This is a genomic window from Nitriliruptor sp. (genome assembly GCF_040882075.1).
Lineage (GTDB): Bacteria > Actinomycetota > Nitriliruptoria > Nitriliruptorales > Nitriliruptoraceae > Nitriliruptor.
Map to the genome: position 1 here is coordinate 1 of NZ_JBBEBZ010000199.1, position 11,883 is coordinate 11,883.

The following is an 11,883-nucleotide window of genomic DNA, read 5'->3' on the forward strand; positions in this document are numbered from 1 at the left end:
CCGCGTTCCCCTGGGACCTGCTCAAGATCGACCGGAGCTTCGTCAACGGACTCGCCCCGGGCGACGGCCACGCACAGCGGATCATCCGCTCGACGATCACCATGGCCCACGAGCTCGGGATGTACACCGTCGCGGAAGGTGTCGAGACGCCCTCCCAGGTCGAGCGGCTCACCGAGTTCGGGTGCGACTACGTCCAGGGCTACCTGTTCAGCCGCCCGGTCCCCGCACCGGACGTGCTCACCCACCTCTCCAGGGCCGGGATGTGGACCGGACCAGGATCGACGGCGATGGCTCCGGTCGCCGGACGAAGGCGCTGAGGAGGCACCGACACTCGGTTCCCGGGTCGAACTTCCGGGCATCATCTTCATCCGACCGTCCTGCGGCGCAGCGCGGCCGCGGCACCGAGCGCCGCCAGACCGAGCAGCACCGCAGCCGAGGTACCGGTGGTCGGTAGCGGCCGGGCTGGAGGTGCTGCGACCTCGCCACCGCCTCCGGTGGCCCCATCACCGCCGGGACCAGCGCCGTCGCGGCCTCCACCTCGGCCGTCGGCGCCACCGTCGGAGGTCACCCGGGTCACGGTCAGCTCGGGATCGGCGAGGATGTCGGCCTCGCAGAAGCGCATCGGGACGAAGCGCTTCTCGGAGAACAACCGGGTCTGGTCGGCGAGGTGCGGCGAGGTGACGTCCTCGGACTGGGAGTAGGTGACGATGGCGGACGCGTCCACCGGGCAGTCGCCGTCCTCGTCCCAGGTGGCGACCATCACGAACGAACTGCCGTGGGTCACCGCCGGGTAACCGGCCTCGCCGTCGGACGCGTCGCCGTCCCACGACACGTTGATGGCGTTGAACACCCCGACGCCGCCCGGGCCGCCGTGGATCGGGATGCGGTCCCCGTCGCCTCGGTCCTCGTACTGCCAGCCCCGCAGCGGTGCGTCGAGCGGGATGCCGGCTGACTGCAGGTCGTTGATGGCGTCGCCCAGCGCCGTGGCCACCCGCGGGTCCACGGTGTTGAGGTCCCGTGGGGTCCCGACCGGGTCGTCGACGTCGAAGGGCGTCGACCACGGCAGGCCCAGCAGCCCGGTCCCGGTCGGGTCACCGACCGGCGAGGCCAGGCCCTGGAGGTTCGACACGAACCGCCGGAACAGGATGGCCCCGCGCGACCCGAGGTCATCTCGCCCGTCCCAGCCCTCGAGGGCGTCGCACGCCTCCGCGGTCTGGACCGGCGGTCCCGAGCTCGCCGGTACCCCGGGGGTCGAGCGGCAGAACGCCAGCAGGTCGTCGCGTGTCAGCTCACCCGCGAACTGACGGTTGTCGAACACCGCCTTCTCGAGGATGTCCTTGGTCCAACGGTCGGGGTGCAGGTCGGTGTAGTCGTCCTCACCCGCCGCCCGGTCGGCGACCATCTGCAGGCCGAGGCGCGTGCGCAGGGTCCGTTCGGTCTCCTCGTCGCCGATGATGCGGGCGAACCCGGTCAGCGGCTCCTCCGGGTTGCTCAGCCAGTGGCTGTCGTTGCCGTTGTGCACGTAGTCGTCGCGGGTCAGCCACGGCAGGTTGTCGGGCCCGAAGATCCCCGGGACCACCGCATCGGGGTCGGTGTCCCACCCGCAGTCGGACCGTGAACCGTCGAGCGTCGGCAGGCCGAGCGCCGCGAACGTCACGATGCCGAGCGCCGTCGGGCAGGCGGCGACCTTGTCGTCCGGCACGTTCGGGACCACGCTGACGTCCGAGTAGTACGCGCTGCCCGCGCTGTCCGCGCCGACGGTGTTGACCCACGGCACGCCCTGGTTTCGGACCGTCAGCTCGCGCAGGTCGCCGACGCTCTGGGCGTGGTTCTTGTCGAAGAAGTGGTTGAGGTAGCGCAGGTGGTCGTTGGCGTCGCCCATCGCGAAGCCGATCGCCGGCGTCCACGGGAACAGCGGCAGGCCCAGGACCCCGGTGAACATCGGGCCGTAGTCGGTCCAGTAGAGGGTGCGCTCGACCTCCTCGATGCTGCCGTCCTCGGTGCGCACCGGGATGGTCACCGGGCGGCGCTCCATCTCCCGCGGCTGGCCGTCGACCAGGTAGGTGGTCGGCGACCCGGGTACGAGGGTGAGCTGGAAAGGTGTGAACCGGAACGCGGTGGACACGGTGTGCGACCAGGCGACCCCCTCGGTCGTGCCGATCAGCACGATCGGCACGCCGTACAGCGAGGAGCCCTGCACGTCGAGGATGCCCGGGATCGTCAGGTGCGCGTGGTAGAGCCGCTCGCCGCCCTGCCAGGGGAAGTGCGGGTTGCCGAGCACCAGCCCCGTGCCGCTCGCGGTCGCCTCGGACCCGAACCCGTAGGCGTTCGAACCGATACCGAGGATGCCCTCCGCCCGGGTGGGGAACCGCGCGGCGGCGGCGCGCTGCTCCGCGGTGACGCCGGGGATCTCGGGCAGCTGGTCCACCGGGATCGGACCCGCGGAGGGGTCGAGCAGATCGGCGAACGCCGACAGGTCCGGGGCTGGCGACCCGTCGCCGCCGTCCGGGGACGCGGACGCGCCCACGTCCGGCGTCGGGGGCTGGGCGCCGCCGATGTCGCCGATCGACACCCCCGTGGAGGCCAGGCCGGCGAGCATGTAGAACCGCAGGTACGCGTCCATCTCGCTGATCGGCTGGACCCAGTCCGCGCCGCTGCAGGCCGGGTCGTCGATCCCGTCCGCGCCCCCGACGTCGGCGAGGAAGCGGTTGTAGCCCGCGACGTACCCGCGGACGCCCTCGACGAGGTCGTCGGACGGACCGTGCGGTGGTTCCTGGGCCATCAGCTCCTCGATGCGGCCGCTCTCGCGCACGGCGAGGAAGTAGGCGTCCGAGTCGAGGTTGTTGTGGGTGGTCCCGTTGCCGTGGAAGGTCCAAGAGGCGTCCGGTCCGAAGTGGAGCGAGCGCTCGCCGCGGGCGGTGGTGTAGAAGTCCGCCGCCGTGCAGATGTTGTCCTCGGCGAAGGCGTAGCCGTACCCGAAACCCATGTCGCCGTAGTCCGAGGCGAGGATGTGCGGGATGCCGTAGGCGGTCCGCCGGATGACCGCCTCGTACCCGGACCCGACGTGGGTCGGGTCGTCGAGCGCGACGTCGGTCGCGCTGCCGCTGGTCTGGGCCACGGCCGCCGGCAGGTTCGCCACGGGGGCGAGCAGCGCGATCGCCGCGGCAGCTGCGGTCGTGGTGGTGATCGCTCGTCGCACGGCGTCGCTCCAGGTCCTCGGGACGGTCCCGTCCCACCGCCGATGCGTACCGAGCGGTACGTGGCGTCCACGCCTCCTTCGCCACCGGGCGACCGTCCTCCTGCCCCGCGGCAGCCGCGACCTCCCGCCCGACCGCTGAGGGCGGCCGCATCGGTTCCTCCGAGCCGGCGGTCAAGCCTCGGCGTCGCCTTCCTGGCCCGCCGGCGGATCGAAGTTCTCGTGGTAGCGACTGGGGGTCGGGCCGCGCTGTCCCTGGTACTTGCTCCCGATCTGGGTCGAGCCGTAGGGGTGTTCGGCGGGGGAGGTGAGCGGGAAGAACGCGAGCTGGCCGATCTTCATCTCCGGGTACAGGGTGATCGGCAGGTTCGCGACGTTCGACAGCTCGAGGGTCAGGTGGCCGCTCCACCCGGCGTCCACGAAGCCTGCGGTGTTGCTCACGAACACGCCACCGTCACCCGCGAGGAAGTTTTCGATGGGGCGACCGTCCGGGCGGACCTCGAGGTCGAAGATCTGCTCGCGGCGGCCGGTGTCCCGGACCTCGACCACGCGATCCCAGGCGAGATCTCCTTCGACCAGGCGTTCGAGTCGTTGGAGCGCCCCCTCGTCGTCACCGCTGATCCGGCTGGAGTAGGTGTCGCGGAGTCGAGCGAGCGTCGTGCGACGCACCGCATCGCGGGCGGTCCGGTTCTCGAGGTTGCACAGGCTGGAGGGGTAGCGGTACCCAGCGAGCTGCGCCGCGGTCCGCTGGTCGAGTCCAGCCGCTTCACGGAGCCGCACGAGCAGTTCGTCGGGAAGCGGGACCGCGGTCAACAGCTTGTGCTCACCGCGCGGGATCGACACCTGGTACGCGGTCCCCGTGGCGCGCTCACGGCTGTTGGCTGCGGCCCGCCGCCCGAGACGGGCGCACAGCAGCAGCAGATCGTCGACGAGCCGCGGCGACGACGACCACAGCGAGGTGCGCGTCGCCTCACGCGACCCGTCACCATCGACGAACCCCTCGAGGAGCGCGGCGAGGATCGGTTGCGGCCAGCCGAGCGCCACGGCCGGGAGCCGCTTCCCCTTCGACTTGCCTCCCATCCCGAGCCACGCGACGAGCGCGGACAGCAAGGTGGAGCAGCCGGTGACCGCCCCCGCGCTCCGGTACACGGGCGCCCCCAGCCGGGTGAGGACGGCCTCGGCGTGGTCGAGGATCGCCTGGTCGGTGTTGGCGACGACCACCTGCGTCCGCCTCCGGTAGCCCTCGGCGACGTACAGCCCGAGCAGCCAGGCGAGCTCCTCGCCGATCTCGATCCGGGGCGGCATGGCGTGCTTGCCACCCTTCATCCGGACGCGGTCGTCACCGCCGAGTCCGTCGAGCAACCCGGGGATCTGGCGGGCAGCGAGCAGCGGAAGTTGCGCCCGCGCGCGGTAGTAGCTGATGTGTGCGATCCCGAGGTCGCGGAGGGCGGCTTCGGCCGCCTCGCGGTGGTGCTCGAACGCGGCGGCGACCGAGGGGCCCTCGCACACGAGCTCGTGCCACGCGGACTCCGGCGCGAGCGCGATCAGGTCGATCCAGGCGGTCGCATCCTCGGGTTCGGGGACGACACGTGGAACGGCGACGAGGGTGCCTGGCTCGAGCTGCCCGGTACGGACCTTCGCGATCGCCCCGTCTCGGTCGAGGGTGAACAGGTTGTGGCCCCTCGTGACCCGCACACGTCGCCCCGACGCGAGCACGACCTCGTGGATGTGGTCCTCCGGGCCCTCGTACCAGCCGGTGACCTCCGCGTGGATCGTCTCGAAGGTGTCCGGGTCGTAGCTGACCACCTCACCGGTCAGCTGCTTGCGGACGATGTCCTCGATGGGTCGCAGCCGGGTCTCACCCTCGTGACGGAACAGGACGAGCTCGTCACCTGGCAGGCTCGAGTGGATGAGGAGGCCGAGCCGGGCGAGGGAGGACTTGCCCTCCAACCGGGCCACCATGTCGTCGGGGATGGTGACCTTCTCGAAGGTCGTGCCGAGGACGAACTCGCCGGGGTGGAGGATGAACGGGGCGTCGTCATCGACCACGACCAGATCGGTCAGGTCGTCCATCGGTTTGCGGACATCGATGTACGGGTGCCGGTTGTTGGCGAACACCCGGAACTCGGCACCGATGCGCAGGTCGATGCTCGACGGCTGGATCGCGTTCTCCCCGAGCGGTTCGATCCGGAGCTGCCCGCTCGCGAGCGCGGCGCGCAGATCGCGGTCGGAGAGGATCATCGGTGCTCCCGGCTCGTTCGGTCGCCGGCAGCCTACGTGGCGCCCGCGACCGACACGTGGTTGAGCGCGCAGGGCTGTGAACCGGTGTCGTTGGCTGCCCAGCTCGGAGGGCGGTCGGTCACCAGCTGCCCCCGCCTCCTCCTCCGCCGCCTGACCCTGCACCGCCGCCACCTCCGCCGGACGAGCTGGCGGGGTTGGTGATGCTGGCGCTGTGCAGCGTCGACGCGGCCACGAACGAGGTCGGGTGCAGGAACCAGGTGTCGGTGCCGGACACCCCGCCCGCCCGGCCCTGCGCCGCGGCTTCGGTCAGCACCGGCTCGAAGCGTTCGAGCCACGACGCGCCGAGCCCGAGCACCACCGCGTACGGCAGCAGGGCGACCGCCGGGTGGGTGACGCCGACGTCGGCACGTGATCCGGCGAAGTCGAGGCGGTCGGCGTGCACCTCGGTCAGGAAGTGCTCGAAGGCGCGTGTGCGGGCGATGACGTCCCGGCCCTCGCTGGTCAGGGGCCGGCGCTCGAGCCGCCAGACGAGGGACAGCAGGACCCAGGCGACCGGCAGCGCGACCCACGCCGCGACGACGGCCACCGGCGGGACCCCGAACAGCGCCATCGCGGCCAGGCCGACGAGCCCGCCGAGCACGAGCGTGGCGATGATGCCCAGCGCGTACCCACCCCCGCGGAGCGCCCCACCCTCGTCGTGGACGTACCGGCTGCCCGGCTGGAACACCGCGTTCGCGTGGGCGGTGAGCGAGCTCGTCGCGCCCGAGGACCGTCGCGAGGTGGCGGCGTCGTACTCGCCGTCGAAGACGATCGGGGTGCCGTTCGGCATGAGCTGCTCGAGGGCCAGCCGCTCCCACTCGTGGACGTCGGGCGCGTTCGGACCGGGGCCGAACGTGAGCGGCGCATCGTCGTCCTGCCCGCCGGAGGAGGTGACGACGCCGCGGATCTGCAGGTCGATGAGCGTGGCCAGCAGGACGTCGGCGCCGCCGGTCAGGAACCCACCGGCACGGTCGACCGCTGCGAGCTCCGCGGGGGCCAGCCCATCGGGCGGTTCGAGCTCGGCGGTCGGGGCGACGCGGTCGTGGACGGCCGGATCGGTCACCACGTCGCGGTAGACGCGCCGGGCACGCAACGACTCGAGCAGCAGCGCCGGCAACGCGAGCAGCAGCAACGTGGCGAGGATGCCCGGCACCTTCGGGACCTCGAACGGCGCCCGGCCCTCGCCCCGGGTGGTCACCTCCGCCACGTCGACCTCGGGCAGCGAGGCGGTCAGGGCGTCGGCCGGGAGCTCGATGGCGACCGTGCCCGTCTCGGAGGGTCCGAGGGCTGGCAGCGTCTGGGTCACCACCCGCTCGGAGGTGGTCGATGCGGGGCACGGTTCATCGTCCCCGGCGGTCCCGACCACGCACGCGACCGAGGTCGGTTCGACGGGGAGGCGCACGGTCATCGTGGTCTCGGCGATGTCGACGGGCCACGCGTCACCCGGGACGTCGATCCGGAGCTGCGCCTGGTCCGGGCGGTCCTCGGGCCGGAACACGAGCCCGTCGACCTCGTAGAGCAGGCGGTAGACCTGGGGTCCCGGCTGGAGGGTGATGCCCGCACCACCGATCCGGATGCGCGGTTCGCCCGCCGGTGTCGACTCCTGGACCCACCGCCACGGCAGCGAGGCGTCGCCGCCGTCGACCGACACCACCCGGTAGTCGACCGTGCCGGCCGGCCCCTCGCCCTCGAGGTCACGGAAGATGCCGCGGCGCGGCTGCGTGAAGGTGACCGCGATGGTCTCGACGACCTCGAGCCGCCCGTCGAGCCGCAGCGTCACCTCACGGTCGAAGGTGTCGATCCGGAACGCGTCGTCTCGGGTCGGGGTGGTGCTGGCCAGGCCCGCCACGAGCGGGACGGCGACGACCGCGAGCGCGATGAGCGCGCTGAGGACGAGCTTGACGCTGCGGCTCACGGGCGGACCTGGGCGGTGTGTCTCACGGGTGGACCTGGGCGCCGAGCTCGACCTCCGGGGTCCGTCGTGCCTCGTGTCCGTCGGTCGCGAACATCCGTCGCCGTTCGAAACCGAAGGCTCCGGCGACCAGCACCGAGGGGAAGGTCTCGAGCAGCTGGTGGTAGGCCGCGACCCGGTGGGTGGCGAAGTCCCGGGCGAACGACAGGCGCGACTCGGTGTCGGCCAGTTCGCTCTGCAGGTCGCGGAACCCGGCGTCCGCCTCCAGCTCCGGGTAGGCCTCCGCGACCACGAGCAACCGTCCGAGCGCCGCGCCGAGCTCGTCCTCGGCGGCCTCGCGGCCAGCCGCGTCCGTGCGTGTGAGGGCGGCGGTCCGCGTCGATGTCACCGCGGTGAGCGCCGCCTGCTCGTGGTCGGTGTAGGCACCGACGGTCGCGACGACGTTCGGGATCAGGTCGTGGCGGCGCTGCAGGTCGGTGTCCACCTGCGCCCACGCCTCGTCGACGCGCACACGTGCCCGCACGAGCCGGTTGTGGAGCAGCACGGTGACGATCACGACGAACACGACCACGCCGACGGCGGCGAGCACGCTCGTCTGGAGCACGCTGCCGTCCACGGATCACCTCGGCTCGATGGACCCCGTTCCTCGGGGACCCTACGCCCCGGACGTCGGGGCCCCGGCACCGGCCGGGGTCCCCGACGTTCAGGCGTGACGCTGCTCGTCCGCTACTGCTGGCCGGCCGGCTCCGGGTCGGGCGTCGGCTCGGACGGCGCGGGCGTGCCGCTGCCGGCCACACCCTGCGCCGCCATCGGCAGCAGGCGACCTCGCTGCAGCACCTCGGAGATGTCGAGCACCTCGACCTGGCCCTCCGCGAGGGTGCCCTCCTGGACCTTCTGCGCGATGCCGTCAGACAGCATCGTGGTGCAGTACGGGCAGGCGGTCGAGATCAGCTCGGGGTCCAGAGCGAGCGCCTCGTCGACGCGTTCGATGTTGACCCGCTTGCCGATGGTCTCCTCCATCCACATGCGGGCGCCGCCGGCGCCGCAGCAGAAGCCGTTGGAGCGGCAGCGGGTCATCTCGGTGGGCTTGAGCCCGGGGACGGCGTCCACGACCTTGCGGGGGTCGGAGTACACCTCGTTGTGGCGACCGAGGAAACACGGGTCGTGGTAGGTGATCCGCTTGTCGAGCTCGGAGGTGGCGACGAGACGCCCCTCGTCGATGAGCTTGGCGAGGACCTCGGAGTGGTGGACGACCTCGAAGTGGCCGTCGAAGTCCGGGTACTCGTTCTTGAGGGTGTTGAAGCAGTGCGGGCACCACGCGACGATCTTGGTCTTCTCCGCGCCGACGCTCTTGAGCAGCTCGACGTTCTGCTGCGCGAGCATCTGGAACAGGTACTCCATGCCGAGGCGGCGGGCGGGGTCACCGGTGCAGGACTCGTTCTTGCCGAGGATGGCGAAGCTCACGCCGGCGTCGTGGAGCAGCTGCGCGGTCGCCTGGCTGATCTTCTTCGAGCGGTCGTCGACCGCGCCCGCGCAGCCGGTCCAGAAGATGTACTCGTACTCGCCGCCGGTGTCGCTGCCGGGCTGCAGGACCGGGATGTCGAAGTCGAGCTTCTGGGTCCACTCCTCGCGCTTGGACTGTCCCACCCCCCACGGGTCCCCGGCGTTCTCCACGTTGCGGAGCATGACGCCGGCCTCCTGCGGGAAGCTCGACTCCATCATCGCCTTGTAGCGACGCAGGTCCATGATGGTGTCGACGTGCTGGATATCGACCGGGCACTCCTCGACGCAGGCGCCGCAGCTGGTGCAGGACCACAGGACGTCGTAGTCGATGACCGCTGCCTCGCCGGGGGCGTCACCGACGAGCGGGATCTTGATGACGTCGCCGGCCTCGGCCTCGTCGATCTCGCCGAGCAGGAACGGGCCCTTGGCGTACATGTGGTCGCGCAGGTCCTGGATCAGCATCTTCGGGCTGAGCGGCTTGCCGGTGTTCCAGGCCGGGCACTGCGACTGGCAGCGGCCGCACTCGGTGCAGGTCTGGAAGTCGAGGAACCGGTCGAAGGTGAACTGCTCGATCTGGCCGACGCCGAGGACGGTGTCCTCGTCCATCGCCTCCATGTCGATCAGCTCGGTGTTGAGCTTGCCGAGCGCCTTGTCGCGCTGCGGGTCGCGCGACAGCTCCTGGAACGGGATGGTGAGGATGTGCAGGTGCTTGCTGTGGAGGGTGAAGACCAGGAACGCACCGACGATGGCGATGTGGACCACGAGGTTGATGGCGCCGACCCACTCGAGGGTCAGGGTGTCCATGCCCTCGAAGGCGGTGCCGAACAGGCGCGAGATGAACGCGGCCTCGGTCGGGGCGTGGTCCTCGGCGAAGCGGACGCCGTGCGCGACCCAGAGGGTCCAGATGACCAGGAACTCGGCACCGAGCACCCACCAGCCCTGGATCAGGTTCGACCCGGCGAAGCGCGACGAGCGCCCCTTGGACCTGGGGTCCTGCGAGAACCGGATGCTCGCGAAGATGATCAGCCCGATCATCCCGAGCAGCCCGAGGCTGTCCTGCATGAACCCGAGCAGGTCGTAGGCGGTCACCCCCGCCAGCGAGATGGAGTTCAGCAGCGGCAGGTTGAACGTGGGGCCGATGTAGAGCTCACCGGCGGCCTCGAGCAGGGTGGTCTGGGCCACGAAGAACGACCACATCACCCAGAAGTGGGCGATCCCCGGCAGGGTCCAGCGCAGCAGCTTGCGGTTGCCGAAGATGTTGACCAGCGCCAGCCGCAGGTTGGCCTTCGCGGCGTTGCGCAGGCTCCGCTCCGGGTTCGGGCGGGCGGCCTTGGTGAGCTTGATCAGGAACAGGATCCGCCTGGCCGCCCAGGCCCCGAAGAAGGCGATCACGGCCGTCCCGGCCACGACTCGGAAGATCGTGAGGAGGGTCTCGGCTTCCACGTTGCTTCTCCCGTGGGCAGGGTCGCCTCGCACCAGGAGCGCGAGGAGCGGCCGCCCACCGAGGGCGCGCAGAGGCGCACACCGCGGGCAGCGGTGGCCGGAGTGTACGGACGGCCGCCAGGCGCACCCAACGCGATGCCCCGCGCCACCCGAGCGGGCGCCACCCTGGGTGGCTGGCGTTCGGTGGGTGGCTGGCGTTCGGTGGGTGGTTGGCGGCGCGCCCCTGCGTGCTGAGCGCCCCGACGATCGTGAGCCACCCGAACACGCACGGTGCGGTCCCTCGTCTCGGTGGCTCATCCACAGCCAGCAGCGGATCCGATCGGCGGCGGGCCGCCCGTGGGGTCAGGCTCGGGCTGTGGAGACCTGGAGACGGTACGTCCGTTCCTGCCGTGAGTCGGCGGGCGTCGGCACACGGGCCGGTGCCATCAGCCACGGTGTCGACCCGTCGACCTGGGCACGTCGGAGCGACGCGGAGGGCTGGGCGCGCCCGTACCGCGGCGTCGCCATCGCGCCTTGGGCTTCGGATGTCGACCGAGCCACGCTCGCGGCCGTGATCCTGGCGCACGACGGGGCAGCGTGCGGTCGAACGGCGAGGTGGCTGCAGGGGCTCGGTGAACGACCGCGGGGGCTCGAGGTCATCACCTCGCACGCCCGTGCGGTGCGAGGGGTGCGGCCCGATCCGGAGCCGCCGAGGGGCGAGGACGACGCCGGGCGAGCGGGTTCCGCGGACGCCGACGTCGATGCGGCCGGCACCTCGGGAGTGTCGACCGAGGAGGAGCGGCGTCAGCGGCTCATCGCTCACCACGAGCGGCGGCGTTGGCACCGTCGGTGTGCCCGGGTGGAGGTCGCTCGGAGCCGGTGGTTCGAACGCAGTGACGTCGAGGTGATCGGAGGCATCCCCACGCTGCTGCCGGCCGCCAACGCGTTGGTCCTCGCCCGTGTCGCACCGCTGGAGCTGCGCGGTTACCTGGTGGATGCCCGTCAGCAGCGTCGCCTCGACCTCGCCGACCTGGCAGCTCGGCTCGAGGACGTGCGCCACCTGCCGGGACGCCACCTGCTCGCCTCGCACCTCGCGGAGCTCGGGGACAACGCGGCCGAGTCCGCGTTCCACCTCGAGGTGCTGCGCTCCCTCGAGGCTGCGGGCTACCGGCCCTCCCGCGAGCCGGTACGGCTCGTGACGCCGCGTGGCCGACCGCTGCTGCCCGACATCCCCCTGGAGCGGTGGCGCGTGGCGTTGGAGCTGGACGGTGATCGCTACCACCGCGACCGGACCGCCCGTCGACGTGATCGGGACCGGCTCTCGGCGTACGCCAGCACGGACTGGGCGGTGCTGATCGTCGACCACCAGACCTGGATGCAGGACCGGCCACGGGTCATGGCAGACCTCGACGCGGCGATCGAGCAGCAACGTGCTCGGGGCATCGGCGCCGAGCACGTCCCACCTCGTGGCCACCGCCTGGGTGGCTGAGGATCGCTGGGGCGCTCACGTTCAGCGGGTGGCTGACGTCGCGCCGCCGCGGTCCAAGCCACCCGACGATCGTGAGCCACC

6 protein-coding genes and 2 pseudogenes are annotated in these 11,883 nt (G+C 71.5%); 2 read left to right on the forward strand and 6 right to left on the reverse strand.

Going from position 1 to position 11,883, the window contains the following annotated elements; genetic code table 11:
- Positions 1-317, forward strand: a 317-nt coding sequence (locus WEB03_RS13860; RefSeq protein ID WP_368071509.1) for an EAL domain-containing protein, incomplete at its 5' end; no start/stop codon positions are given.
- A gap of 47 nt (positions 318-364) precedes the next feature.
- On the opposite strand, the gene WEB03_RS13865 is transcribed toward WEB03_RS13860, so the two are convergent.
- The 6 genes and pseudogenes from WEB03_RS13865 to WEB03_RS13890 form a co-directional block, all read right to left on the reverse strand.
- The gene (locus WEB03_RS13865) at positions 365-3,199 is read right to left on the reverse strand and encodes a penicillin acylase family protein (protein WP_368071510.1); all 2,835 of its coding nucleotides are present in this window, start codon (positions 3,197-3,199) and stop codon (positions 365-367) included.
- 171 nt (positions 3,200-3,370) lie between these two features.
- Positions 3,371-3,631 (reverse strand): annotated as a pseudogene (locus WEB03_RS13870) (hypothetical protein); the annotation flags it as partial.
- A 15-nt stretch (positions 3,632-3,646) separates the two neighbouring features.
- Positions 3,647-5,437 (reverse strand): annotated as a pseudogene (gene dcd, locus WEB03_RS13875) (dCTP deaminase); the annotation flags it as partial.
- A gap of 118 nt (positions 5,438-5,555) precedes the next feature.
- Positions 5,556-7,391: a DUF2207 domain-containing protein gene (locus WEB03_RS13880; RefSeq protein WP_368071511.1), complete on the reverse strand. Its 1,836-nt coding sequence runs from the start codon at positions 7,389-7,391 to the stop codon at positions 5,556-5,558.
- Between the two features lie 22 nt (positions 7,392-7,413).
- On the reverse strand, positions 7,414-7,992 hold the full coding sequence (locus WEB03_RS13885; RefSeq protein WP_368071512.1) for a LemA family protein: 579 nt from the start codon (positions 7,990-7,992) through the stop codon (positions 7,414-7,416).
- A gap of 122 nt (positions 7,993-8,114) precedes the next feature.
- On the reverse strand, positions 8,115-10,334 hold the full coding sequence (locus tag WEB03_RS13890; protein WP_368071513.1) for a (Fe-S)-binding protein: 2,220 nt from the start codon (positions 10,332-10,334) through the stop codon (positions 8,115-8,117).
- 838 nt (positions 10,335-11,172) lie between these two features.
- Between WEB03_RS13890 and WEB03_RS13895 the strand changes: the two genes are divergently transcribed.
- Positions 11,173-11,802, forward strand: coding sequence for a hypothetical protein (locus WEB03_RS13895; protein WP_368071514.1), 630 nt, complete (start codon positions 11,173-11,175; stop codon positions 11,800-11,802).
- The last annotated feature ends 81 nt before the right edge of the window (positions 11,803-11,883 follow it).